Annotated in this window: 28 protein-coding genes; 7 read left to right on the plus strand and 21 right to left on the minus strand. The window is 69.0% G+C overall.

Going from position 1 to position 22606, the window contains the following annotated elements:
* Positions 1–3 precede the first annotated feature (3 nt).
* The 16 genes from AAW00_RS09560 to AAW00_RS09635 all read right to left on the minus strand — a co-directional run bounded on the left by AAW00_RS09560 (position 4) and on the right by AAW00_RS09635 (position 11547).
* Complete coding sequence (locus AAW00_RS09560; RefSeq protein WP_047004104.1) at positions 4–408, minus strand: NlpC/P60 family protein; 405 nt, start codon at positions 406–408, stop codon at positions 4–6.
* On the minus strand, positions 405–1226 hold the full coding sequence (locus AAW00_RS09565) for a DUF2163 domain-containing protein (protein ID WP_047004105.1): 822 nt from the start codon (positions 1224–1226) through the stop codon (positions 405–407). Before AAW00_RS09565 ends, AAW00_RS09560 begins: the two co-directional genes overlap by 4 nt.
* Positions 1223–3556 carry a DUF2460 domain-containing protein gene (locus tag AAW00_RS09570; RefSeq protein WP_047004106.1) on the minus strand — a complete coding sequence of 778 codons (2334 nt, stop codon included), beginning with the start codon at positions 3554–3556 and terminating at the stop codon, positions 1223–1225. The genes AAW00_RS09565 and AAW00_RS09570 overlap by 4 nt, the downstream gene beginning before the upstream one ends.
* A 21-nt stretch (positions 3557–3577) precedes the next feature.
* Complete coding sequence (locus AAW00_RS09575) at positions 3578–4177, minus strand: hypothetical protein (protein ID WP_047004107.1); 600 nt, start codon at positions 4175–4177, stop codon at positions 3578–3580.
* Positions 4167–4394, minus strand: a complete 228-nt coding sequence (locus AAW00_RS09580; RefSeq protein ID WP_047004108.1) for a phage tail assembly chaperone — start codon at positions 4392–4394, stop codon at positions 4167–4169. The genes AAW00_RS09575 and AAW00_RS09580 overlap by 11 nt, the downstream gene beginning before the upstream one ends.
* Positions 4391–4699, minus strand: coding sequence for a gene transfer agent family protein (locus AAW00_RS09585; RefSeq protein WP_047004109.1), 309 nt, complete (start codon positions 4697–4699; stop codon positions 4391–4393). The genes AAW00_RS09580 and AAW00_RS09585 overlap by 4 nt, the downstream gene beginning before the upstream one ends.
* Complete coding sequence (locus AAW00_RS09590) at positions 4696–5103, minus strand: phage major tail protein, TP901-1 family (RefSeq protein WP_047004110.1); 408 nt, start codon at positions 5101–5103, stop codon at positions 4696–4698. The genes AAW00_RS09585 and AAW00_RS09590 overlap by 4 nt, the downstream gene beginning before the upstream one ends.
* Before the next feature lie 25 nt (positions 5104–5128).
* Positions 5129–5524, minus strand: a complete 396-nt coding sequence (locus tag AAW00_RS09595) for a DUF3168 domain-containing protein (RefSeq protein WP_338151458.1) — start codon at positions 5522–5524, stop codon at positions 5129–5131.
* Positions 5521–5700, minus strand: a complete 180-nt coding sequence (locus AAW00_RS09600) for a hypothetical protein (protein ID WP_047004112.1) — start codon at positions 5698–5700, stop codon at positions 5521–5523. The genes AAW00_RS09595 and AAW00_RS09600 overlap by 4 nt, the downstream gene beginning before the upstream one ends.
* Entirely contained in the window at positions 5697–6242 is a 546-nt protein-coding gene (locus AAW00_RS09605; RefSeq protein ID WP_047004113.1) for a head-tail connector protein, read from the minus strand. Before AAW00_RS09605 ends, AAW00_RS09600 begins: the two co-directional genes overlap by 4 nt.
* Before the next feature lie 237 nt (positions 6243–6479).
* Positions 6480–7655, minus strand: coding sequence for a phage major capsid protein (locus AAW00_RS09610; RefSeq protein WP_047004114.1), 1176 nt, complete (start codon positions 7653–7655; stop codon positions 6480–6482).
* 102 nt (positions 7656–7757) lie between these two features.
* A complete protein-coding gene (locus AAW00_RS09615; protein ID WP_047004115.1) occupies positions 7758–8147 on the minus strand; it encodes an HK97 family phage prohead protease in 390 nt (129 codons plus the stop codon).
* The gene (locus AAW00_RS09620) at positions 8144–8452 is read right to left on the minus strand and encodes a DUF6127 family protein (RefSeq protein WP_047004116.1); all 309 of its coding nucleotides are present in this window, start codon (positions 8450–8452) and stop codon (positions 8144–8146) included. Before AAW00_RS09620 ends, AAW00_RS09615 begins: the two co-directional genes overlap by 4 nt.
* Positions 8449–9603 carry a phage portal protein gene (locus AAW00_RS09625; RefSeq protein ID WP_047004117.1) on the minus strand — a complete coding sequence of 385 codons (1155 nt, stop codon included), beginning with the start codon at positions 9601–9603 and terminating at the stop codon, positions 8449–8451. Before AAW00_RS09625 ends, AAW00_RS09620 begins: the two co-directional genes overlap by 4 nt.
* Positions 9604–9776: 173 nt before the next feature.
* Complete coding sequence (locus AAW00_RS09630; RefSeq protein WP_047004118.1) at positions 9777–11108, minus strand: DNA-packaging protein; 1332 nt, start codon at positions 11106–11108, stop codon at positions 9777–9779.
* The gene (locus tag AAW00_RS09635; protein WP_047004119.1) at positions 11101–11547 is read right to left on the minus strand and encodes a hypothetical protein; all 447 of its coding nucleotides are present in this window, start codon (positions 11545–11547) and stop codon (positions 11101–11103) included. Before AAW00_RS09635 ends, AAW00_RS09630 begins: the two co-directional genes overlap by 8 nt.
* Before the next feature lie 229 nt (positions 11548–11776).
* On the opposite strand from AAW00_RS09635, the gene AAW00_RS09640 reads away from it, so the two are divergent.
* The 3 genes from AAW00_RS09640 to AAW00_RS09650 all read left to right on the plus strand — a co-directional run bounded on the left by AAW00_RS09640 (position 11777) and on the right by AAW00_RS09650 (position 15463).
* Positions 11777–12424: a YqaA family protein gene (locus AAW00_RS09640; RefSeq protein WP_047004557.1), complete on the plus strand. Its 648-nt coding sequence runs from the start codon at positions 11777–11779 to the stop codon at positions 12422–12424.
* A 67-nt stretch (positions 12425–12491) separates the two neighbouring features.
* Positions 12492–13979 (plus strand): DUF2868 domain-containing protein, encoded by a 1488-nt coding sequence (locus AAW00_RS09645; protein WP_047004120.1) that lies wholly within the window; start codon positions 12492–12494, stop codon positions 13977–13979.
* Positions 13976–15463 carry a DUF3482 domain-containing protein gene (locus AAW00_RS09650; protein WP_156170029.1) on the plus strand — a complete coding sequence of 496 codons (1488 nt, stop codon included), beginning with the start codon at positions 13976–13978 and terminating at the stop codon, positions 15461–15463. Before AAW00_RS09645 ends, AAW00_RS09650 begins: the two co-directional genes overlap by 4 nt.
* Here the strand turns inward: AAW00_RS09650 and AAW00_RS09655 are convergent.
* On the minus strand, positions 15435–15866 hold the full coding sequence (locus tag AAW00_RS09655; protein WP_047004121.1) for an OsmC family protein: 432 nt from the start codon (positions 15864–15866) through the stop codon (positions 15435–15437). The two genes, AAW00_RS09650 and AAW00_RS09655, sit on opposite strands and share 29 nt — an antisense overlap.
* Before the next feature lie 152 nt (positions 15867–16018).
* On the opposite strand from AAW00_RS09655, the gene AAW00_RS09660 reads away from it, so the two are divergent.
* On the plus strand, positions 16019–17476 hold the full coding sequence (locus AAW00_RS09660; RefSeq protein WP_156170030.1) for a PQQ-dependent sugar dehydrogenase family protein: 1458 nt from the start codon (positions 16019–16021) through the stop codon (positions 17474–17476).
* 24 nt (positions 17477–17500) lie between these two features.
* On the opposite strand, the gene AAW00_RS09665 is transcribed toward AAW00_RS09660, so the two are convergent.
* The 4 genes from AAW00_RS09665 to AAW00_RS09680 all read right to left on the minus strand — a co-directional run bounded on the left by AAW00_RS09665 (position 17501) and on the right by AAW00_RS09680 (position 21158).
* Entirely contained in the window at positions 17501–19132 is a 1632-nt protein-coding gene (locus AAW00_RS09665; protein WP_047004123.1) for a hypothetical protein, read from the minus strand.
* A gap of 4 nt (positions 19133–19136) precedes the next feature.
* Positions 19137–20393, minus strand: coding sequence for a serine palmitoyltransferase (gene spt / locus AAW00_RS09670; protein WP_241461681.1), 1257 nt, complete (start codon positions 20391–20393; stop codon positions 19137–19139).
* Positions 20390–20635: an acyl carrier protein gene (locus tag AAW00_RS09675; RefSeq protein ID WP_047004124.1), complete on the minus strand. Its 246-nt coding sequence runs from the start codon at positions 20633–20635 to the stop codon at positions 20390–20392. Before AAW00_RS09675 ends, spt begins: the two co-directional genes overlap by 4 nt.
* Positions 20636–20771: 136 nt before the next feature.
* On the minus strand, positions 20772–21158 hold the full coding sequence (locus tag AAW00_RS09680; protein ID WP_047004125.1) for a response regulator: 387 nt from the start codon (positions 21156–21158) through the stop codon (positions 20772–20774).
* A gap of 35 nt (positions 21159–21193) precedes the next feature.
* On the opposite strand from AAW00_RS09680, the gene AAW00_RS09685 reads away from it, so the two are divergent.
* From AAW00_RS09685 to AAW00_RS09695, 3 genes are read left to right on the plus strand one after another with little or no spacing between them, the layout of a single operon-like run.
* Complete coding sequence (locus tag AAW00_RS09685) at positions 21194–21517, plus strand: DUF3572 domain-containing protein (RefSeq protein ID WP_241461682.1); 324 nt, start codon at positions 21194–21196, stop codon at positions 21515–21517.
* The gene (locus tag AAW00_RS09690; protein WP_047004127.1) at positions 21514–22137 is read left to right on the plus strand and encodes an HAD family hydrolase; all 624 of its coding nucleotides are present in this window, start codon (positions 21514–21516) and stop codon (positions 22135–22137) included. Before AAW00_RS09685 ends, AAW00_RS09690 begins: the two co-directional genes overlap by 4 nt.
* Positions 22138–22139: 2 nt before the next feature.
* Complete coding sequence (locus tag AAW00_RS09695) at positions 22140–22601, plus strand: RidA family protein (RefSeq protein ID WP_047004128.1); 462 nt, start codon at positions 22140–22142, stop codon at positions 22599–22601.
* Positions 22602–22606: the final 5 nt, after the last annotated feature.

A 22606-nucleotide genomic window follows, 5' to 3' on the forward strand; every position in this document is an offset into this window, starting at 1 on the left:
CGGTCAGGTGAGACGCCAGCGCCCGACGATGGGCCATGGCAGCGGCGCGGGGGTGAGCACCGTGTGGCCCAGCCCGGCGTGTGTGTGGACGAAGCCGCCGCGCACCGCGGCGACGGCGAGATGGAACTGCGCCGGTCCGGTCCGGACCATGACGACGTCACCGGGACGCAGCCTGGCCCGGGTCGCCTTGAAGCCCGCTTCGGGGAGCAGGGCGAGAAGCGGGGCGACGTCGCAGTTGCGCAAGGTATAGGTTGGCAGCGCGGGCGGCTGGCGTCCGATTGCGACGAGCGCGGCATGGACAAGGCCGATACAGTCGATACCGCTTGCCGGATCGCGACCGCGCAGGCGAAAGGGTGTGCCGACAAGTACCTCGGCGGCCTCGGCGAAAGCCCGCCTTGCGCTCTTCACCGCGACCCCGTGGGATAGCGGGCGAGCAGGTCGTTGCCCGGCAGGTGCGGTTCGCCGCGGAAGTTCGCGGCGTTGGCGAAACGCCCGGCGCAGGTCGCAATGGTGTGATCGCACCCCTCGCGAAGGTAGGCGCGGGCACCCGGCGCGATATCTGCCGACAGCGGCCGGTCGAGCACCAGCGAGCCACCATCGGCAGCAATCACCTGCATCGTAGTCCCGGTCAGCGGTCCGTCGACCCATTTGACCTGCCCGTGCAGCGCGTGGGCGGCAGGTGGGCCAGCGTCGAAGGCGACGCTGTTGGCCTCGAGGTCGAGCGCCTTCACGCCAACCAGCGTCGTGTGAAGGTTGGGGCTGAGCCCGCAGGCGGCATCGCAGAAGGCGGCACGGCAGGTCGGACTGGTTCGCGGCACGGGATCGAGTTCGAGCGCAGCCTTGGCCGAACGCAGTTCGGCTTCGAAGCTGCCGTCCTCGCGGCTCACATCGCCCAGTTCGCCGTTGAACAGGACGGCGCGATCGAGCGTCTCCCAGTCGACGAGGCCGATGGCGATGCGCGCCCCGGTGTACCGGCCGGTCTCCAGATCCTCGGCGGAAATGGCGTCGTGGGCCAGCACGCCCTGCACCTCCACCGCATCGCGGCGCAGGTCGGCGGTGCGGCGAATGGCTGAAGGGACCATGCCGGGCGCGGCGCGATAGGTCATCAAGCCGAACACGAGATCGCGGTCGTGGCTGGTGAAGCCGAGCGCGACCCCGTCGCGGCGCTTGATGCTCCACCAGGTCGCGACACCTTCCAGCTCGTTCGAGAAGAAGACATGGCTCATAGTTCCTCCCGCAATTCGATCAGCGGCACGCTTGGCGCTTCGCCCGCGCGGAAGGTGGCACCGGTGATGTCCAGCCGGTCCTCGGCGAAGCGTACCGGCACGTCGAACAGGAAGCCCGCGCGCACCGACTGGCCCGCGCCCGGCGCATCGGTGAAGATCACCGGGCCGCCAGGTTCCAGTACCCAGTCGGTGGTTGGCACGCCGTCGACGCTGACGAGCACGGTGTCGGCGCGCGGCCGTGTGATCGGGCGCTGCTGCGGATCCTCGCTGCTGCCGTAGTTCTTGCGCAACCAGAAGCTCGCCGTCAGGCCGTCGCCGATGCCGATCAGCTGATCGGTGGCGGTCGGCGTCCCGGTCAGCCCGTTGGAGCTGAAATCGAACGGGTCGGCGAGGCGGAAACCGCGCGCCGGGCCCCGGCGGGCGCGGAAGAATTCCAGCAGGACACCCAGATCGGTCTCGCCACGAATGCCGGGGCCGACGTCGTAGTGCAGCCGAGCATCGCTCCACTGGCTGTTGCGCCGCTCGTGCCCGGAAGCCGTCAGCGCGATAGATGTCGAGAATTCGGGGCTCACCCCGGCATCGCGGCCGAGCGCGAGCGGGTAGAGCAGGTCGTCGAAAGGTTGCACCTGTTTCTCCTGGTAGGGAAGGCGGACGTATCCGTCGCGGCAGACCTGCGGCAGCGCCCAGACGAAGGTTCTGACGACGCCGCGGGCCCGGGCCTCGTCGAGGCCGGCATCGATAAGGGCCCAGAACCGCTCGCGGTCGGCGGGATCGAGCACGAAGCCGGCTAGGTAATCCTGTCTGTCGAGCGGGTAGCCGAGCCGCGCCTGCACGGTCTTGTAGGCCTTGCGCCGCAGCGCCTCCGCCCCGGCGGTCAGCCAGTCGTAATCCTCGACCTGCAGCCGGTCGTAGGCAGGCCAGGCCCAACCTGTCGGCAGATTCGCGCGCCGGGCTTCGGGCGTGGCGGCATCGAGGATGGTCGGCGTGAAGGCCAACAGCATGACCTCGAGCGGGCCGCCATAAGCCGCGCGCGCGGCGGCGGCGAGGTCAGCTATCGATTCGGCGAGGATCGCGCCCGCGGCATCGAGCAGCGCCAGCTCAGCCGGGGTGGAGGCGGTGCGCAGATCGGTGATTGCGGGTACGCTCGGCACACGCGATGCGAGCACCGCGCGGGCGGCATCGTCATACAGGCAGGGCGCGCGCGTGTCGGCGGTGACCCACCACCAGGGCTCGCCGATCTGGAAGGCGACAGCCATCGAACGGGTGCGGGCGAGATCGAGGAATTTCGCCGCCACGCTTCGCAGGTACGCCATCGCCTCCGGATTGGCGGGCGAGAGCAGCGTCGATGGAGGCTCCCATCCGGTCCGCGCCGCCGTCCCGTTATGGGCCCGCTGTTTCCACGCGGAGGGGCAGTGCACATCGAGAAGCTCGTAGGACAGCGAGAGGATGGGCCGGATACCCAGCGCCTTGCACTTCACGAGGAATTGCGAGTGCCAGGAGATCGCCGGGAGCGACAACGTGCCCGCGGGATCGACGAGCAGGGCGCCGTCCGGCTGGCGCTGCAACCGGAAGAAGTGGCTCATGCCGAGGTAGTGGACGACATCTCCGGTGTAACCGAGATGGCGCAGATTGCGCAGCACCCGGCCCGGCGCGAGGTTGTAGCTGTCGTCGTATGCCGTCGCCATGCCGCTGCCATTTGCCGGCAGGATGACGTCCCCCAGCTCCAGCATGGCGCGCTCGCCGGCGACGCGGATGTTGCTGAGGCCGACGACGCCCGTGGTCGCCTGCGCGAACGGCGAGGGGTCTGCCGGATCGTAGCCCGGCGGCACGATCGAGATGAACATCCGGTCGATCGCCGCCGGGTTCACGAGGTCGCCGTCGGCCAGCCAGCCCTCGCGCAGGTTCGAGAACGGCAGGGTGACCGTGGCCCTGTTCGGCGCGCCCTCGGCGTACTTCCACAGCCGGACGAACCAGCTACGCGCATTGCCGTCTGTGTCGCGCCCTTCGATCGTCAGGGTCGGGCCGTTCACCTCGTCGAGATGTCGCACGTCCCTGCTGGTCCACAGGAAAGTCAGCGTGGTGCGCGAATAGTCGCGGTCGGTCGCATATCCCAGCAGCGGATGGTCGAAACGGTCCTCGCTGTCCCAGATCAGCCCGACCAGTTCGTTGCGATGGTGGAATTCGCAGTCCACCCGCACCGTGTCCGATCGCTGGGTGATGATGCTGGCCATTGCCGGACGCGGGAAATCGACGGTCCAGTAGTCGGCATCGAAGCGTTGCAGGAAGTCGCTGTCCTGCCCTTCGCGCTTGTCGGCGAGCCAGTATGCCATGGTCTTGGCTTCCCTTCGTTTTCAGAAATTACGCATGGCACGCGCTACGGCGCTGGCGACCTGGCGGCTCGAGCGGCGGAGCATCACCGGTCCCGAAGCTCCGCGTTCGGGCGCCAGGGCGATCGAGACGCGCACGTCGCGCTGCTGTTGCTGGCCGAAGCGGGCGCCTGTCTCCACGCGCCCGGCGCTGGTGGGGACGAAAACCTCCGGCCCGCGCTCACCCACGATGTAGGCCGCGCCGGGCGCGACGGGACCGCCGGTGGCGCGACCGGGCAGGCCGAGGAGCGAGCCGAAAAGCCCGCTCAGCACCGCGCCCATGCCGCCCGCCGAGCCACCGCCCGCTGAGCCATTGCCGCCGCCGAGCAGGGTGCCGAGCCCAGACCGGAGAGCCTGCGCGGCAATCTCGCTCATCGCGCCCAGCGCGACGGACTTGAGTTCGTCGAAACCCAGCTTGCCCCGACGGATGGCCGAGAGCAGGCTGCGTTCGAGCACGTCGCCGGCACGGGCAAAGCCGTCGGTCAGCGAGGAGTCGAGCCCGCTGCGCATCGCTTCGATGTCGCTGCGAAAGCCGCTGGTATTTGCGCGGACCTCCACCAGCAGGGTGTCGATTTCATCGTCCATTGTCTTTCCCCTCCAGAGCCCCTTCTGTCGCGTCCTGCGCCATCAGCCGGTCGAGCGCGGCGCGGTCCATGCCGGGCGATGCGGTGCCGGTGTCCTCGTGCAGGATGGCCGCGAGCTCGGCTGGCGTCGCTTGCCAGAACCAGTGCGGCGGCCAGCCCAGCAGCCGACCGGCGAGTCCCGCCAGTCGCCGTGCGCCGTGGGCGAAGGCGCCGCTCACGCGCTCCCCTGCAGGATCTGTGCGAGGAGCACGCGCAAGGGCGCCGCCGCGCGGGCGAGGCCCAGCGCCATCACCGCGTCGCCCATGTCGTCACGCGTCGTGGCGCCGCGATCGGCCAGGCAGTGCCAGAACAGCCCGGTAATCTCGGTCAGCCGCAATCGTCCCTCGCCCGCGCGTTCGACCAGCGCGAACAAGGGGCCGAGTTCCTCCTCGGCGGCGACGAGCGCGGCGAAGCTGGGGCGCAGGATTCGCGGGCTTCCGGCCACTATGATCGCGGCCTCGCCGCGTTCGGGATTTGCATTCATGCCGGAACGACGGCCCCCGAGCTTTCGAGCTGCATCGTGTAGTTGCGCTCGCCGTTGAAATCTCCCGAGTAGTCGAGCCGCTGGACGAGGAACCGGCCGCGCAGGCGCTCGCCGTCCTCGAAGCTCAGCTCGTAGTCGGCGATGGTGCCTGCAAGGGCGTGGCCGCGCACTTCGGCCTCGGCGCTGCTGCCGAGGAAAATGCCCGCGGCGCTGACCGATACCGAACGCGTGCCCGCGCCCGAAAGCAGGTCGCGCCAGCCGTCCGAGCCCTTGTGGGTCACGACCACGGCATTGCCGTTGATGGACATCTGCGTCGTCCGGAGGCCGGCGACGGTGGCGTAGGTGGGGGGTTGGGCGCCGTCCCCGATCTTGAGAAGGAAGGCTGAGCCTTTCTGGGCTGTCATTGTCTTGTCTCCGATGAAAGGTGGATCAGGCGGTCTCGAGCAGGCGGAAGCGGTATTCCATGAGCACCGCGCGGGTGTTGCGGGCGCGCTGTTCGGACCGGGCGCGCAGAAACGTCGTGGTGACGACAGAGAAGCCGTCCTGCGCCAGCGGCAGGCTCTCGATGCGGTCTTCCACCAGCGCGGCGAGGCTGCCGCTTTCGCCGGGCTCGTCGCCGCGCGTGTGCAGTTCCACCGCCACGCGCACCTCGCGGCCGCGCCGATCCTTCGCGCTCCAGTCGGTGCTGGCGCTGGCGGCGATGCCGAGCCAGGGCGGGGCAGTCCGAGCGGGCGCTTCCTCGGTGATGGTGTTGAGTGCGACGGACAGCAGCGGATCGTCCGCAAGCCAGTCGACCAGCGCCTTTCTCAGGGCCGTTTCCATCATCGTTCTCCGCCAATCAGGGGCCACAGCAAGCGGGCCTTGCGCCAGCGCCACGGGTCGGCGCGGCGAGTGCGCAGGGCGTTTTCGGCATGGGCCACGGCCAGCTTGCGAGCCCGCTCGGCAAGCCGGGCAGCGAGGCCGGGGTGTCTGCCCACGCGCGCTGCGATCAGCCCGCTCATGCGAGGCGCATCCGGCGCCACGGCTGCCACAATGCGGCGACGGCGGCGGGCGGGGCGCCGGCTCCGCCCGCGTCGCGCTCGCGGTAATGATGTGCGGCAAGCCGCACCACCCCGTGGCGCAGCCCTTCCGGCAGGCTTTGCCAGTCTGCTGCCAGACCGGCGGTGAAGCGCACGGCGACGCGGCCCTGGTCGAAGCTCGCCTTGAGTTCGACCCGCCCACTGCCGTCGGCCGCGATGTCGAGCTGGTAGGCGAGCGGGTCGACGGCCGTGCGCGTGTCGCCCGGCGCGATGGCCTCGAGCGCGGTGATGGCCCGCACCGGCCGGGTGGCGAGCCTGTGCCAGCCCGCGGCAGACGGCAGCACTTCCTGGCACAGCGCCTCGATCGGCATCGTGCGGGTAAAAACCTCGCAGGTGTCGAGCGCGGCGCGCAGCAAGGCGGTGAGCACGACATCGTCGCGCGTGGTGGTGATCGCGAGCCATGCCTTCAGCTCGTCGAGGGCCGCGCCCGGCAACAGGGCCGGCGCGATGATGGTTCGCTTCATCTTTTATATTCCTCAATCGCCGGCGGGGCATCCGCCCCTTGGCTTTCCGCGCGGCGACGCGCGACGCGCAGTCGCGCTTGCGGTCGCTGAAGCGACCGGACCGGCGCACGGCTTGACGTAAAGTGCTGCGAACGGGCGGCACAGCCGACCGCAAGGCCGACCGGCCGCCCGCAGCGGCGCAGCTATGCTGCGCGTCTAGCGAGGACGAGCCCGCGCAAGGCGGGCTCGCACTCAAAATCACGCCTCGATCTTCAGCAGCTTGATCGCCGAGCTGTCGAGCACCTGCCCGCCCACGCGCTTGGTGGCGTAGAAGTGGACGAAGGGCTTGTTGGTGAACGGATCGCGCAGGATCTGCGTGGCCGAGCGTTCGGCGATCAGGTAGCCGGCGCGGAAGTTGCCGAAGGCGATGGGGAAGGCGCCCGCGCCCACGTCCGGCATGTCCTCGGCCTCGACCACCGGGTAGCCCAGCAGGCGATCGGGCTGGCCTTCGATCAGGCCCGGCTGCCACAGGAACGCGCCGTCGGTGGTCTTGAGCTTGCGGACCTCCGAAAGCGTTGCGGAGTTCATCACCCAGCTCGCGCCTTGGCGGTGGCCGGCCTTCATCGTGTGGACGAGGTCGATCAGCCGTGCCTCGGGCGCCGCGTCGAAGCCGTCGGCATCGCCCGAGCCGATGTACTGCAGCGTGCCGAAGGTGCGCACCGCGTCACCCGCCATGCTGGTCGGCGCGGAGAGGAAGCCGCGCGGCTGGTTGATGCCGTTGCCCTTGACGAAGGCCGCACCCTCGGCGCGGGCGAACTCCATGGCGATTTCGCTCGCCAGCCACGCCTCGAGGTCGAAGGCGGCATCGTCGAGCATCGACTGGCTCGCCGCCGGATTGGCGTAGAGCTCGCCGGTGGGCGGGGCGATTTCGGCGAATTCCGGCGTGTCGGTTTCCGGACGGGCACCGGTCTCGCCGACCCAGCCCGAAGCGGTGCCGCCGGTGGTGACGAGCTTGCGATAGCCGCTGGTGCCGACCTGCACGACCTGGGCGATGGCGCGGATGGGCGAGATGTCCTTCAGCTCGCTGGCGATCATCGCGTCGATCTCGCGCGGCACGGCATAGCCGCCATCCTTGGCCACCGCGCCGCTGATCGACTTGACCTCGGTCTCGCGGCCGCGGCGCAGGTAGCCGTCGACGAAGCCCTTGACCTCGGCGCTCGGCTCGCCCGAGCCCTCGCCGATGACGGGGCGCACGGCGGCGCGGCCCATGCGGTCGAGCCGGGCCTTCACCTCGTCCACGTCGGAGCGCAGGGCCTTGACCTCGGACTCGGTCTTGTCCTGGCGGGCGACGAGATCGAAGCTCTGGGTCAGCGGATCGGCGAGCGGGTCCACCGCGGCACCGATGACGGTCTGGGAGGGGATCTGGATATCCATAGGGGGAATTACCTTTCGATGGGACATGCAAAGGCGCGCTCCAGCGCAGGCTGGAACGTCGAGGGGAATCGAACCGGCCTGCGCCGGAAAGGAATGAGGGGGTCAGGCGATCAGGTGAATCCTGGCGCCGTGCTGGAGCGGGTGGGTGACGAGGCTGACCTCGAACAGGTCGATGTCCTCCAAGACGCGTCCTGCTTCCGAGCGGCGAAAGCCCCGTGCGCGGTAGCCGAAGCTGAGACCGTTGACCGCCTTGCCCAGCAGCATAGCGACCGCGCGGCTGTCGGGATTATCGATGCTGGCGACAACGCGCAGGCCTTTCTCATCCTCCTCCGCGCGCTCGACCCAGCCGATGCGCTGGTCGGGGCGGTGCTGCCAGTAGAGCGGGATGGCCTCGCGCCGTTCGCTCAGCGTCCGGCGAAAGGCGCCTGGTTGGATCGTGTCGCGCGCGCCGTCGGGTACGTCGAACAGGGCGGCATAACCGGCGATTCTCATCGCAGCAGTTCCCCGACGCCGAGGCGCACGGCGATGCCGATCAGCAGCAGAGCGCCGACGCCGCGCACCAGCCACTCCACGGCGGCCTTCCACGCGCTGGCCTTGGCCGCGCGCCAGGCGCCGAGAAGGTCGCGCAGCTCATCGAGGTCGTCCTGCGCATTATCGTCGCCCAGCCCCAGCCGGTCGAGCGTGCGCCGCGCGCCGATCTCGCTCGCTTCCTCTACGATGGCGCGCAGGGTGACAAGATCGGTCCCGGTCGTTTGCGCTTGCACCATGAGCGCCGCCAGCATGTCCTGCCGCATCATTTCGCGTCTCCCTGCTTCAGGCCGAGCATGGCCCGCTTCTCCTCGTCCGAGAGGAAGGTGGCGGCGGTCACCTGCGCCCACAGCTTCTCGCGGTCCTCGGCGAGCGCGGCCACGCGGTCGAGATCGATGGCGAGGTCGAGGCCGGGGAACCACGGCTCCAGCCCTTCCTGCAGGCCTTCGAGAATCTTGCCCGCCAGCGGCAGCAGCGTGAGCCGCCACAGCGCGCGGTTGGCCTCGCGGTAGTTCGAGTAGGTCGCGTCGCCCGGCAGACCGAGCAGCATCGGCGGCACCCCGAAGGCGAGCGCGATGTCGCGGGCGGCGGCGGCCTTCAGCTCGGCGAAGTCCATGTCGGCGGGCGAGAGCGACAAGCTCTGCCACTTGAGCCCGCCTTCGAGCAGCATGGGCCGGCCGGCATTGCCGCCGCCCTGGTAGGCGGCTTCCAGCTCGCGCTTCAGCCGCTCGAACTGTTCGGTGGTGAGGCCCATGGCCTCGCCGCCCTCGTAGACCAGCGCGCCGCTGGGCCGCGCCGCGTTCTCCAGCAGCGAGCGGTTCCATTCGCTGGCCGCGTTGTGCACCGCCACTGCCTGCTCCGCGGCGGAGAGGCAGCCCGCGCCGTAGTGGTCGTCCGCCGGATGGAAGCTCTTGAGGTGGATGACCGAGGGCCAGCCGTCTTCGTCCTCCACCGGCAGCTCCAGCGTGCGATCGCCCAGCTTGTAGCGGTAGGCCGCGGGCCAGCCGTCCGCTCCCGGCACCACGCTGATGCGCTCTGGCCTGAGGGCGAACAGTTCGACCGGTAGCCCCGCCCCGTCACGGGCAACCTGTACGAAGCCGTTGCCGTGCAGCAGCATCTGCGCCGCGAGCGTCTCCAGCAGGCCCTGCCCGGCAGAGGTCCGCCGCACCAGCGCAGCGGCCGCCTCGTGCGTCGAGAAGAGCGGCGCGCTGCCCACGCCCTCGGCCACGATCCGCACCGCCCGCTGCGCCACCGGATTGGCGAGGTAGGCGTGGCGAACGGCACCACGATAGTCAAACGGCAACCGCGCGCCGCCGCTCTCATAGGCCCAGCCCCAGGGCGACTGGAACGCGCGGGCGATGGGCACACGCTCGCTCGCCCCGCCCTTGAAGGCGGAGCGCAGGTTTTCGAGAAATGACATCGTTATCTCCTCAATCGCCGGCGGGCCCGTCCGGGCCCTTGGCTATCCTCGCCTGAATCCCTCCGCTTCGCTGCGGGGCGGCTGCGGGCGCGCAGTCGCGCTTGCGGTCGCCGGGCGACCGGGGATTCGGCAGCATTCGGTATTAATGGGTGGGCGGCTGGCGAAGAGTTCGCTCAAAACCCCCGCACCCGCGGCGCCCCGCGCTTGCCCAGCATGAGCTCGGTCAGCGCCCAGACCAGCGCGTCCGCCCGGTCGGGCGAGCGGCCCGGGCCTTCGTAGCTGCCGCCGGTCATCAGGCCGCAGAGCTGGTCTTCCAGCTTGCCGAACATGCCGACGTGGATCACCCTGCCCGTCTCGTAGAGCGCGGCGACGGGCTCGGCGCGGGCTGCCTTGCCGCGGCTGGCGTGGACCAGCTGCACGGGCATGGCTGCGTCCACCGCGTGGAGGACGCTTCGTACCATGTCGCCGCCCTGGTTGGCCTCGGCCACCACGCGGTCGGCATTCCAGTCGAGCGCCGCGCGGGCGACCTCGCGCGACCAGCGTTCCGGGCTGGGGCGGCGGATCGAGCAGTCGGCGACCACCTTGGCGCGCCCCTCCTCGGTCAGCCCAACCACCACGATGCCGCATTCGTCCCCGCGCGAGGAGGCGGGCGGATCGACGCCGACCACCACCCGCACAAAACCCTCGAGGTTCACCTCCTCGCGGCAGCGTTCCAATAGCGTGCGGCTCCACAGCGCGCCTTCCACGTCGGTCAGCAGTTCGCCGCTCAGCTCCTGCCGGCCGATGGCGGTGTGGCCGTAACGCATGCGGATGTCGCGCACGAAGCGGTGCGGCAGGTTGTCCGCGTTGTCGAAGGTGCTGCCGCGCACCAGTGCCACCTCGCCGCGCTCCGCCTCGGCGAAGAGGCGCAGCAGCAGCGGCGTGGCGCGCGGCGTCGTGGTGGCGAGCGCCTGCGGCTGTTCGCCCAGGCGCAGGCCCATGACGAGGTTGTCCCAGGTCTCCAGCGCGCGGCCCGCCTCCCACTTGCCGATCTCGTCGCACCAGGCGTGGCTGTGCTGCGGGCCGCGCAGCGTTTCCGGCTCGCCCGCCGAATAGAGCAGGGCCTGCGCGCCGGTGGCGAATGTCAGCCGGCGGAGCGACGGCTCCCAGGTCACCCGGCGGCGACGGCGGCGCATGCAGGCGAGCACGCCGCTCTCGCCCTCCACCATCACCGCGCGCGCCTCGCCCAGCGAACTGCCGACGAGCGCGATGCGCGCATCGGCGTCCGCCGCGGCGAGCTGGCACACCCATTCCGCGCCCGCCCGGCTCTTGCCGAAACCGCGCCCGGCGCAGACCAGCCAGGTCGACCAGTCGCCTGCGGGCGGTTGCTGTTCGGGCCGCGCCCAGACCTTCCAGTAGCGTTTGAGCGCGCGCTGCTCCTCCAGCGCCAGCGAGCGGATCAGTTCGGCGCGCGCCGGCTGCGGCTGCGCGGCGAGCCAGTCGCGCAGCGCCGCGATGCTAGTCATAGGCGGGCGTCATCATGCCGTCCTCGGCCAGCAGCTTCTGCGTGGCGATCTGGCGTTCGCGCATCTTGTCGAGCTTGGCGGTGAGCGAGGCGAGGATGGCTTCCTCGTCCTCGTCCTCGTCCAGCGCGCGCTGCTGGCTCACCTCGTCGCGGTGGGCGAGCAGCAGGCGGATGGCGGCGGCATTGTCGTACTTGGTCTTCTCGGTCGGGCGCTGGCCCTTGCGCAGGCGGCGCAGCAGTTCGAGCTCGAGATTGTCGTAGCCCTCGCACAGGGCGCGGCGCCACTGGCGGGCGAATTCGCGGTCCTTGCGGCGGGCGGCATAGGCGGTGCTGGCGGAGATGCCGGCGGCCTTGGCCGATGCCGTGACATTGCTGCTTTCGGCGAGCTTTTCCAGGAACGGCGCGATCCAAGCGGCGCGTTCGGCGATCCCGTCGTTCATCGTCGACCCCTCCGGTTGCTGCGACAGGGCAAACACGAAAAAGGGCCGCGCCGGAGTTTCCGGGGCCGCCCTTCGATTCGCACCATCGCGATGTTCCGCTTCTCTAACCAGAGAGCGTCACGATGTCAATACAAAAGTGCCATATAGGTTCGTTTGTTGGACTTGCGCGGTGTGCGCCTCTGCCCTAGTGCGCCCCATCTTCCATTAAATATGGGTCACGCGCGCGATGATGGGTTGGATCCGCAGTCTCTACGACTGGACGATGGCCAAGGCCGCACACCCGCACGCGCAGTGGTGGCTGGCGTTCTTCGCCTTTGTCGAATCCTCGTTCTTCCCCATCCCCCCGCATCCGCTGCTGGGGCTGATGTGTCTTGCCGAGCCGAAGAAGGCGATCCGCTTCGCCTTCATCTGCACGGCCTTCTCGGTGCTGGGCGGCCTGTTCGGCTATGCCATCGGGTATTTTCTCTATGACGCGGTGGGGGCCTGGCTGCTCGGCGCGCTCGGCCTGACGGACAGCTTCGCGCCCGCCGCCTGCTACCTGCGCGAGCACGACTGGGAGGTGATCGTCGTCGCCGGCACGACCCCCGTGCCCTTCAAGCTGCTGACCATTACCGCGGGCTTCATCCACATGAACCTCGCCACCTTCACGCTCGCCGCCATCGCCGGGCGCGGGCTGATCTTCATGACCGTGGGCGTCCTGTTCCGCGTGTTCGGCGCCCCGATCAAGCGCTTCATCGACAAGTACCTCGGCACGCTGACCGCCGCCTTCGTGGTGCTGGTGATCGGCGGCTTCATCGCCTTTACCCAGCTCGCGGGCGGCGAGGGCGATACCGCTGCCGACGCCTGCGCCGCGGTGACCGAGGTGCAGCCCGGCTGATCGCAGCCGAGGAACGCTCCGCGCATCCTGACGGTTGAGGGGGGGACGCGGCAACAGGGGAGCGAGCATGAGAGAGGACGATGCGCGCGCCGTCGAGCTCGTGCGCGCCATTGAGTTGGAAGACCGCGAGGGCGCGCTGTTCACCCCCGAGGACCGGATCCAGGCCGATGCGAGAGCGCGCGCCGAGGCCGGTGACCTCTCGAAAAAGGCAGGGCGCGAACGGCTGCTGGCCGCCCGCGCCCAGTTCGCCGCCGCCCGCCTCGCCACGCGGCATCCGGGCATCGACAGATTGCTGGCGAAGAGTCGCTGGCCCGGCTGGCTGGGCATTGCCTTGCCGCTGCTGGCCTTGGTGCTGGGCGTGCTCGCCAACGAATTCGGCACCGACAAGCGGCTCGACCTCCTGGCCGTGCCCCTGCTCGGCACGGTGGCGTGGAACCTCCTCGTCTATCTCTGGCTGGCGTTGAGCGGCCTCATCGGAAAGCGCGCCGTCACCGGCCCGGCGCTGGAGCTGGCCGCCGAAATGTCGAGCCGCAGAAAGGGCGACTTCGAAAGCGGTTCTTCGCTCCAGCGCGCCGCCGACGGCTTCCGCCGCCGCTGGATGCTGCTGACCGCAAAACTCTCCGCCGCCCGCCTCGCGCGCACGCTGCACCTCGGCGCGGCGCTTTTCGCCGTGGGCCTGATTGGCGGCATCTACGCCCGCGCGCTGGTGACCGAATACCGCGCCGGGTGGGAAAGCACCTTCCTCTCGCCCGAAGCCGTCCACGCTCTGCTTTCCGCCATGCTCGGCCCAACGAGCGCGCTGACCGGCGTGGGCATCCCGCAGGTCGAGGGCATTGCCGCCATGCGCTGGGCGGGGGACGAGCTTTCGGGTGTCAACGCCGGTCCGTGGATCCACCTCTATACCGTCACCGTCGCCGCGCTGGTCGTGGTGCCGCGCCTTTTGCTCGCCGCGTTCGAGGGCGCGCGTGCGCTACGACTGGCGCGCAGCCTGCCGGTGGCGGGTCGCGAGGATTTCTACGTCCGGCGCCTGCTGCGAAGCGCCGGCGGGCATCCGGGCCGCGCGCGGGTGACCCCCTATGCCTACCGACCCGGCGAGGAGACGCAGCGACGCCTGACCTCGGCCCTGCGCGGCGCGCTGGGTGACGGCGCAACGGTCGCCTTCGATCCGGCGGTCGGCTACGGCGGCGAGGAGGCGTGGCTCGCCAACCATCGCGGCGACCCGGGCGAGGACTATCACCTGCTGCTCTTCACCCTGTCGGCAACGCCGGAGGCCGAGAACCACGGCGAGCTTGCCCGGCGCCTCGCAGCCGAGATCGCCCACGCACGGCCGGGCACGGTCCTCGCGGCGATCGTGGACGAAGCCCCCTTCCGCGCGCACTTCGCCGGGCAGGCGGGATTGGACGAGCGTATTACGACCCGGCTGGCCGCATGGCGCGATGTGCTCGGCCCGGCGGGCGTCGCGCCCATCGGTCTCGACCTCTCGCGCGCTGACGATCGGGGGCTGGCCGAGCGGCTGGAAGCGGCTTTGCTGCGCGACCCGGGGCTGGCGCGGTGAACCAGTCCGGCGAAGACCCGGTGGGCGAAGGAACCACCGTCAATCTCAGCCTCGTCAGTCACACCAATGCCGGCAAGACCACGCTGGCGCGCACCCTGCTGGGCCGCGACGTGGGCGAGGTGCGCGATGCCGCGCACGTTACCGATCTCGCCACCGGCTACGTCCTCGTGCAGCAGGGCGAGGACACGCTGATGCTGTGGGACACGCCGGGCTTCGGCGATACCGCGCGCCTGCTCTCGCGCCTGAAGCTGGCGGGAAACCCGATCGGCTGGATGCTGGAACAGGTGTGGGACCGCTGGCGCGAGCGGCCGCTCTGGTCGAGCCAGCAGGCGGTGAAGAACGCCCGCGACCATGCCGACGTCATTCTCTACCTCGTCAACGCGGCGGAAGACCCGGCCTCGGCCAGTTACGTCGGGCTGGAGATGGAGGTGCTCGCCTGGGTCGGCAAGCCGGTCGTGGTGCTGCTGAACCAGCTCGGCCCCCCGCGCGAGGACGTCGCCGCCGAGATGGCCCGCTGGCACGACATCGGCGAGCCCGGTCAGGTCCGCGCCGTCCTCCCGCTCGACGCCTTTGCCCGCGTCTGGGTGCAGGAAGGCGCGCTGCTCGACGCCGTCACGCCGCTGCTGCCGGAGGGCAAGCGAGAAGCGATGGCAGGCCTGCGCAGGCGCTGGGAGGAGCTCAACCGTGTCCGCTTCGATGCCTCGATGGCGGTGCTGGCCCGCTACCTGGCGGGCGCGGCGCGCGAGCGCGAGGCGATCGACGAGAGCGGCTGGCAGGGCAAGCTTGCCAATGCGCTGGTCGGCAAGAGCAAGGCGGACCGCGCGGCGATGAAGGCCATGAAGGCGCTTGGGCAGCGGCTGGCGGAATCGACCGCCACCTCGACCGACGAGCTCATCCGGCTGCACAACCTCTCGGGCAAGGCGGCGCGCAAGGTGCTGGAGCGGGTGAGCGACGACTATGCGCTATCCGCCCGCGCGCCGGAGGGCGCGGCGGGTGCGCTGGGCGGCCTCGTATCGGGCGCGGTCGGCGGGCTGGCAGCGGACCTCGCAGCCGGCGGGCTGACGCTGGGCGGCGGGATGATCGTCGGCTCGATCCTCGGCGTGCTGGGCGCGACCGGCGTTGCCAAGGGCATCAACGTGGCGCGCGGCGAGGATGGCGAGAGCGTGCGCTGGTCGGAGGATTTCTTCGAGCGCCTCGCGGTCACTGCCCTGCTGCGCTACCTCGCCGTGGCGCACTTCGGTCGCGGTCGTGGCGAATGGGCGGAAGGCGAGCACCCGCCGTTCTGGCAGGGCGTGGTCGAGGCGGAAGTGGCCGCCCGCTCCGCCCGTTTCGCCGCCCTCAGAAAGGACGCGCGAAAGGGCGAAGGCGGGGCGGATCTGGGGACAGACCTGCTGCGGGAGACCGGGCTGGCGGTGCTCGCAAGCCTCTATCCGCAGACCGTCGGCGAACTCGAGGTCAGCCCTCGAACGTCGTCTCCAGCGTGATTTCGCAGTCCAGCAGCTTGGAAATGGGGCAATTGGCCTTGGCATCGGCGGCCAGTTCCTCGAACTTCGCCTGATCCATTCCCGGCACCTTGGCAGTCGTCGAAAGTGCCGATTTGGTAACTGTGAAGCCGCCGTCGTCCTTTTCCAGGCTGACCTTGGCCTCGGTCGCCACCGAACCGTCGGTGTGCCCGGCCTCGGCCAGCTTGAAGGACAGCGCCATGGTGAAGCAGCTCGCATGGGCCGCGGCGATCAATTCCTCGGGGTTGGTGCCGGGCTTGTCCTCGAACCGGGTCTGAAAGCCGTAGGGCTGGTCGGAAAGTGCGCCCGAGCCCGTCGAGACGTGGCCTTTGCCTTCCTTGCCGAGCCCCTCGTAGCGCGCGCTGCCCTGTTTCACGATTGCCATGCGATCATTCTCCTTGTGCGTTTGGGATCACTGCAAGGACGAATGGCGCGCGGCCGCGTTCCTCATATACCTTGCGGGCGGCACCTGTTCCTTTACCGTCCGCCAAAACGGAGTTGCCAGGCGCTGGCTGCAACCGTAGCAAGTGAGCGGGATTGAACGGGGTCGATATGCTACGGAATTTTCGGTGTTTCCTGGTCACAGCACTGGCGCTGGGGCTCGCGGCGTGCGGTGGAGATGACGGAGGCAATTCGGCCGGTCCGCCGCCATCTGCGCCCGTCGCAACGGCACCGCAATTCACGTCCGCCACCTCGGCGAGCGTGAGGGAGAACAGGGCGGACAATTTCTACACCGCAAGTGCCAGCGATCCGCAGAACGATCCTGTCACCTTATCGATCTCTGGGGGTCCCGACGCGGATCGGTTCGTTCTGGGTAGTGACGGCGGCCTGCGCTTCAACACACCGCCTAACTACGATCTTCCCGGCGATGCCAATCTCGATAACATCTACGAGGTGACTCTGCGCGCCACCGCTGGCGGGGAAGCGGTCTTCCTGAACCTGGTCGTGACCGTGAGCAACGATCGTGAGGGTATCGTCGTCAAACGGGTCGTCAGCGGCATCGGCGAAACCGTGGACATGGCCTTCATCCACAACCAGACCGAACTGCTGGTGGCCGATCGCAATGGGCGCGTGCTGAAGGTCAATCCCGACACTGGTTCTGTAGTCGAGGATACTTTCGTGCGGGACAACCGGGTGCCCGGCGAAATTCTGGCCGTGGCCTGGGCATTTCCCGATGAAGTCTATCAGGAAGGCGTTTACATCGTTACCCATAGTCCGACCGAGGGACTTTGGCTCCAGGGTTTCAACGCCGCGCGCGGTCGGATGATGAAGGTGCGCCTTGGCGATCCGTGGAGCGCCCGCATCACAGCCTCGCTCGTGTCGCAGGGTGAACTGTACATCGCAATCGGAGACTCAACGGGCGCCAACGCGCAGAACTCCGCCTCGCCCTACGGCAAATTGTATCGCATTGGGCCGTACTGCGTGTATTGCGGCGCCTCGGTCCCGCTGTCCGGCAGGTTGGTGGGAACGCCGCAGCTCTGGGGCGACGGGATACAGAATCCCGGCGGTTTCAGCGTCGAATCCGACTACCTGCATCTCGCGGACCGCGGCTCGCAGTCCTTCCACGAGCTGACCCGTTTCCGACGCGACTGGCAGCCGCTCGATTTCGGCTGGCCTTTTTACGAGGGTGCAAGCGCGCTCAGTGCCAATCCGCCCGCAGCCGTCAACGGGCCGAGCATCGTCTATCGGATAGGCAGCGGGCGTGCGGAAGGAACGGGCATCACCGCAGGCATCCTGAACGACGGAAACTTTCTCGAGGAACTCGGTCAGAGCTACGTATTCGGCGACGTGCGCGGTGCTGTCTTCACCGTCAACCGCCTGGCGTTGAGCGACGGGAAACTGCATGGCGGAAGCGAGATGGAGAACCGCACGCTGGATTTCGCGCCCGATGCAGGCGCGCTGGGCTCGGTCGTGGCCTTCGCCAAGGGCCGCGGCACCGACCATTTCTTCGTTCTCGACGCCGATGGCGAGATATTCAGGGTCAGCGGGAGCTAGGGTTCCGGGTAAGATCGTCCGGCCTTAGATCCCGAACGCCTTCAGCGCGGCATCGAACACCCCCTCCAGCCCGCCGCGGATGCCCTTGCGGCGGCCCGCGGCGGGCGCTTCCTCGATGACCAGGATGCCGGTGGCGGCCTCGCCGGTGTCCCGCACCCGGTCGCGGAACAGCGGTTCGCGGCCGAGCAGGTAGGGCGGAAAGGTCTCGCTGCGCGCCACGCTGTAGGCGGTGTGCGCGGTGAAGCCGATCAGCTGGTCCTTCGAGAAGCGCCGCCCCGCCTCTGCCGCCTCGACCCGAACCCCGCGCCCGCCCTTGACGATCAGCGTCGCGGGCCCGTGGAAGACGAGGTAACGGAACTGGAAGGTCAGCCAGGCGTGCAGGCTGAACAAGCGCCACCGGCTGCGGATCTGCACCGGGCGGATCGTCGGCTGGACCACCGCCGCCAGGGCGCGCGGTTGCAACACCATGGCCGAGGCGTGAGGCAGGTCGATGCGGGCGATTTCGGCAAAGGGGTCGTCGCGCGCGGAGATGCCGAAGGTCGCACCCGCACCGCGCCCGCGTGTCAGATTGACCATGCCGCTGGCAAGGCTGGTGAGCACGTTGCGCCAGCTGAGCAGCCACTGGTGATCGAAGCGCGCGCCATCCGGGCTCGATTGCAGATAGCTCTGGCGCACGAGGATTTCCTCGCCCTCGGCCAGCGTGACCGCCAGCGAGGGCCGCGACCCGCCGCTCGCCGTCGCCACCGCGCCCATGCCATTGGGCGGTGCGATGCGGATCGGGGCCCCGCGCTCGACCAGGGGGGCGAGGCCGAAATAGAATAGCGTGCGGATCGCCAGCGGGGTTAGCAGGACGGCTATCAGCGCCAGCAGGGCAAGCTGGGCGATGTCGCGCAAGGTTCGCCCTTCGACCTCCATTGCGGGATCGGGCAGGGCGGCGAGGGCGCTTTGCCGCGCCTCGGCGAAGTCGGTGCGCGCGGCGGCCAGCGCCCGCCTCGCCGCCTGCGCCGCCTGCCGCTGCGCGCGCCAGTTGCGCTCCTTGTCGCATTCGCGCTTGCGCGCCGCCTCGAGCCGCTGCCTTTCGCCGAGAACGTAGGTTTCGATCGCGATCTCGACCGGGTTCTGGCGGTCGAAGTTCTCCACCCGGCTGGTCCACAGCCGGCAGAAGCGCGCAGCCTGATCGATGGAAGCCTGCGTGGGCATACGCGCGCGCCGCGCCTGCGCCCGGCGCGCGTCGGCAAGCGTCGCGGCCTCGGTCAGCAGCGTAATCTCTCCGTCGAGTCGTGCCCTGACGAGCTCCAGGCGCTTGGTCTCGAGAATGCGCGAGGGGCGGATCGCATCGAACCAGCCGCCGCCTGCGTCCAGCTCGGCGACGACACGTTCGCGCTCGGCCGTCGCGGCGGCGAGCCGGGCGTCGAGCGCTTCTTTGCTTGCGCTTTCGTAGCTGTCCGCGCTTTCCGCCAAGCTGGCACGCGCAGTGCCGACATCGTCCGCCAGCTCGGCGCGCACGGCCTCGAGGCTCATGGTGTCCTGCCGCAGGCTTTCACGCGAAAATCCCGCGCTGATCGATGGCCAGGCGAAGGCGAAGAACGCGATCGCCGCGAACAGCAACAGGTAGGTAAGGCCGGTCCGTCCCAACCAGGCGAGGGCGGCCTTCAAGCGCTCAGCTCTCGATGATCCCCACCGCCTTGCCCGCGCGCTCGAACATGCCGAGGATGGTCTCGACCTGTTCGGCGGAGTGTTCCGCGCACAGCGAGCAGCGCAGCAGCGTCATGTTGGCGGGCGTTGCCGGCGGCCGGGCGAGGTTGACGTAGAGGCCTTCCTTCAGCAGTGCCTCCCACATGGCCGCGCCGCGCTCGAGGTCGGGCATGATGACCGCGACGATGGCGCTCTGCGGCGCATCGGTGCCCAGCTTGAAGCCGAGGTCCGTCAGCCCGAGGTGCAACCGCTTGGAATTCTCCCACAGGTGCGCGCGCTTGTCGCCGCCGTGCATCAGTTTGCGGATCGAGGTGGCGGCGGTGGCGACCACGCTCGGCGGCAGGCTGGCGGTGAACACGTAGGGGCGGCACACCAGCCGCATGATCTCGAACTTGGGGTGGTTGGACACGCAGAAGCCGCCGACGGTGCCGACGCTCTTGCTGAACGTGCCGATGATGAAGTCGCACTGGTCGATGATGCCGGCCGCCTCGCACACGCCGCGGCCGTGCTCGCCGATGAAGCCCATCGAGTGCGCCTCGTCCACCAGCACCATGGCGCCGTTGTCCTTGGCGACCTTCACCATCTCGGCGAGCGGGGCCACGTCGCCCAGCATCGAGTAAACGCCTTCGAGCACCACCAGTTTGCCCGCGCCTTCGGGGATGCGCTTCAGGCGCTTTTCCATCGCCTCGATATCGTTGTGCTTGAACGGCACGACCTCGGCGTTGCCCAGCGCGCACCCGTCCCAGATGCTGGCGTGGCTGTCGATGTCGAGAACGATGTAGTCGCCCTTGCCCGCGATGGTGGAGATGATCCCCAAGTTGGCCTGGTAGCCGGTCGAGAAGACCATCGCGTGGTCCATGTCGTAGAATTCGCGCAGCGCCTCCTCGACTTCCTTGTGGCCCTGGTAGGTGCCGTTCAGCACCCGGCTGCCGGTGGTCCCCGCGCCGTAGTCGGCCAGCGCCTTTTGCCCCGCCGCCACCACGTCCGGGTCGAAGGTCATGCCCATGTAGTTGTAAGTGCCGAGCAGGATGGTGTCGCGCCCGTTGCAGATCGCGCGGGTGGGGCTCAGCACCTTTTCCATGACCAGGCTGAAAGGGTCTTCCACCCCGCTCGCCAGCAGCCCCTCTCGCATGGCGATGATGTCGTCGAACTTGCTGAACAGGTCCCTGTCGCCGCCGACCGCGCCGTCCGGCTGGTCGGGCTGCATCACGCCCTCGCTCACTTGTCGGCCGCCATCGCGGTGACCGCGTCGACGAGGTTGCCGTAGGTCTCGATCTCGGCCTGCTGGTTCATCGAGATGATGATGTCGAACTCGTCCTCGATCGCGGCGACGAAATCCATCACCGTCAGGCTGTCGAATTCCAGGTCGCCGGCAAAGGTCGTGGCATCGGTGATGGCCACGCCCTTCTTGTTGAACGGCTCGATGATCGAGCGGGTACGGCTGTCGACTTCGGTGCGGTCCATTGCGCGGCAATCCTCGGGTTGTGCGTTGTCGGCGCTGCATAGGCCAGCGCGCCCTGCGGCGCAAAGCCTGCCTCTCGTGTCGCTGTCAACCGCGCCGGGGGCCCGTGAGTTCCGGACAGCCGATTGCGGCAGGGTCTCAGGCGGCGGCGGCGGCGCCCGCGGCGATAAGTCCGCGCACCGCGGCCATGAACGGGCCGATGCTGACTGGCTTAGAGAGATAGCCTTCCGCCCCGGAATCGCGAATGCGCTCCTCGTCGCCCTTGCCGGCGTAGGCGGTCACCGCGAGCACCGGCACCGAAGCGAGGTCGGCATCGTGTTTAAGCGTGGCGATGAGATCGAGGCCGGAGACGTCGGCGAGCTGGATGTCCATGACCACCAGGTTGGGGTCGAAGGCGCGCGCCGCCTCGATGGCGAGGTTGCCGTCGGAAACCGGCTCCACCGAGAAGCCGCTCGCCTGCAAGACGTCGCAGAAAAGCTTCCGGTTCAGATCGTTGTCCTCGACAACGAGGATTCTGTTCGTCATTCACGCCCCCGATGCTCCCACCCCCCAGGGAGCTGTTGCTCTTCTCTCTTGTCACCTGTGGATATCTTACAATTCGTAACCAAGGTAAAGATTCGGTTTACGTTGCCTCCGAACAGGCCGGGGCATTGGCTCTCGCCGCGCTCGGCTGGATCCTGTCGGATGAGCGCCGGGCGCAGCGTTTCCTCGACCTTACAGGGCTTTCGCCGGATGGCCTACGCGCGGCGATCGGCGAGGCATCGACGCACCGCGCCGTGTTCGAATTTCTCGAAAGCCACGAGCCCGACCTGATCGCCGCCGCCGAAGCACAGGGCGTTCCGCCCGAGACCCTGATTCGCGCCGGGCAGGAGCTGTCGCGATGAGCCGCCCGCTGCTGGTCACCGATTGCGACGAGGTGCTGCTGCACATGGTCCGCCATTTCCGCGAATGGCTGGACCGCGAGCACGACATCGATTTCAAGCTGGAAGGCGACCCGTTCCTGCAATCGATGTTCCGCCGCGGGGCTAGCGAGCCGATGACCGAGGCGGAGCTGTGGGCCTTGCTCGGCAGCTTCTTCGACACGGAGATGGACAGCCAGCAGCCCATCGCGGGGGCGCTGGAGGCGCTGGCGGAGATCGGGCGCGAGGCGGACGTGGTAGTGCTCACCAACCTGCAGGACAAGCACAATGCCGCGCGCACCGAGCAGCTGCGCAAGCTGGGTGTCGAGGTGCCGGTCTTCACCAACCAGGGGCCCAAGGGCCAGGCGCTGCAACGCATCGTCGCCGAGCACGGGGCGCGCCGCGCGGTCTTCATCGACGACCTTGCCGTGCACCACAAGAGCGCCGCTGCCGATGCGCCGCAGGTGCGCCGCCTGCACCTGTGCGGCGAGCCCGCGATCGCGCCGCACATCCCCTGCGGCCTCACCGCCGGCCACGCCCACGCGCGGATAGACAATTGGGAGGCGGCCCTGCCATGGGTGCTCACCGAGCTGCACGGAGACTGACGATGGGATACGACGCGAAACTGGCCGAACTGGGCATCGAGCTGCCGCAGGTCTCGCCCGCGCTGGCGAGCTATGTCCCGGTGCGCGTCCACGGCGACACCGCCTTCGTTTCCGGGCAGCTGCCCTTCATCGACGGCGAATTGGTGGTCGGCACCGTGGGCGACACTGTCGACATGGACCGCGCCGTGGCCGCGGCGCGCGCCTGCGGGCTGATGATCCTCGCCCAGCTGCGCGCCGAGCTGGGTTCGCTCGACAGGGTGGCGCTTATCGTCAAGCTCGGCGGGTTCGTGGCGAGCGCGCCGCATTTCATCGAGCAGCACAAGGTCGCAAACGGCGCCTCCGACCTCATGGCCGAAGTGTTCGGCGATGCCGGCAAGCACGCCCGCGCCGCCGTAGGCGTGCCCAGCCTGCCGCTGGGCGCCGCGGTCGAGGTGGACGCGATCGTGGCGCTGACGGCAGGCTGACAGCC

The sequence above is a fragment of the Aurantiacibacter luteus genome, from assembly GCF_001010945.1.
GTDB classification, from domain to species: domain Bacteria; phylum Pseudomonadota; class Alphaproteobacteria; order Sphingomonadales; family Sphingomonadaceae; genus Alteraurantiacibacter; species Alteraurantiacibacter luteus.

What these genes read in the sequence shown, in the direction of transcription:
- AAW00_RS09565 (WP_047004105.1), bottom strand. Translation starts at nt 1,226, where the DNA reads ATGAGCCATGTCTTCTTCTCGAACGAGCTGGAAGGTGTCGCGACCTGG.
- AAW00_RS09570 (WP_047004106.1), bottom strand. Translation starts at nt 3,556, where the DNA reads ATGGCATACTGGCTCGCCGACAAGCGCGAAGGGCAGGACAGCGACTTC.
- AAW00_RS09575 (WP_047004107.1), bottom strand. Translation starts at nt 4,177, where the DNA reads ATGGACGATGAAATCGACACCCTGCTGGTGGAGGTCCGCGCAAATACC.
- AAW00_RS09585 (WP_047004109.1), bottom strand. Translation starts at nt 4,699, where the DNA reads ATGAATGCAAATCCCGAACGCGGCGAGGCCGCGATCATAGTGGCCGGA.
- AAW00_RS09590 (WP_047004110.1), bottom strand. Translation starts at nt 5,103, where the DNA reads ATGACAGCCCAGAAAGGCTCAGCCTTCCTTCTCAAGATCGGGGACGGC.
- AAW00_RS09595 (WP_338151458.1), bottom strand. Translation starts at nt 5,524, where the DNA reads ATGATGGAAACGGCCCTGAGAAAGGCGCTGGTCGACTGGCTTGCGGAC.
- AAW00_RS09600 (WP_047004112.1), bottom strand. Translation starts at nt 5,700, where the DNA reads ATGAGCGGGCTGATCGCAGCGCGCGTGGGCAGACACCCCGGCCTCGCT.
- AAW00_RS09605 (WP_047004113.1), bottom strand. Translation starts at nt 6,242, where the DNA reads ATGAAGCGAACCATCATCGCGCCGGCCCTGTTGCCGGGCGCGGCCCTC.
- AAW00_RS09610 (WP_047004114.1), bottom strand. Translation starts at nt 7,655, where the DNA reads ATGGATATCCAGATCCCCTCCCAGACCGTCATCGGTGCCGCGGTGGAC.
- AAW00_RS09615 (WP_047004115.1), bottom strand. Translation starts at nt 8,147, where the DNA reads ATGAGAATCGCCGGTTATGCCGCCCTGTTCGACGTACCCGACGGCGCG.
- AAW00_RS09620 (WP_047004116.1), bottom strand. Translation starts at nt 8,452, where the DNA reads ATGATGCGGCAGGACATGCTGGCGGCGCTCATGGTGCAAGCGCAAACG.
- AAW00_RS09625 (WP_047004117.1), bottom strand. Translation starts at nt 9,603, where the DNA reads ATGTCATTTCTCGAAAACCTGCGCTCCGCCTTCAAGGGCGGGGCGAGC.
- AAW00_RS09630 (WP_047004118.1), bottom strand. Translation starts at nt 11,108, where the DNA reads ATGACTAGCATCGCGGCGCTGCGCGACTGGCTCGCCGCGCAGCCGCAG.
- AAW00_RS09635 (WP_047004119.1), bottom strand. Translation starts at nt 11,547, where the DNA reads ATGAACGACGGGATCGCCGAACGCGCCGCTTGGATCGCGCCGTTCCTG.
- AAW00_RS09640 (WP_047004557.1), top strand. Translation starts at nt 11,777, where the DNA reads ATGGGTTGGATCCGCAGTCTCTACGACTGGACGATGGCCAAGGCCGCA.
- AAW00_RS09645 (WP_047004120.1), top strand. Translation starts at nt 12,492, where the DNA reads ATGAGAGAGGACGATGCGCGCGCCGTCGAGCTCGTGCGCGCCATTGAG.
- AAW00_RS09655 (WP_047004121.1), bottom strand. Translation starts at nt 15,866, where the DNA reads ATGGCAATCGTGAAACAGGGCAGCGCGCGCTACGAGGGGCTCGGCAAG.
- AAW00_RS09675 (WP_047004124.1), bottom strand. Translation starts at nt 20,635, where the DNA reads ATGGACCGCACCGAAGTCGACAGCCGTACCCGCTCGATCATCGAGCCG.
- AAW00_RS09680 (WP_047004125.1), bottom strand. Translation starts at nt 21,158, where the DNA reads ATGACGAACAGAATCCTCGTTGTCGAGGACAACGATCTGAACCGGAAG.
- AAW00_RS09690 (WP_047004127.1), top strand. Translation starts at nt 21,514, where the DNA reads ATGAGCCGCCCGCTGCTGGTCACCGATTGCGACGAGGTGCTGCTGCAC.
- AAW00_RS09695 (WP_047004128.1), top strand. Translation starts at nt 22,140, where the DNA reads ATGGGATACGACGCGAAACTGGCCGAACTGGGCATCGAGCTGCCGCAG.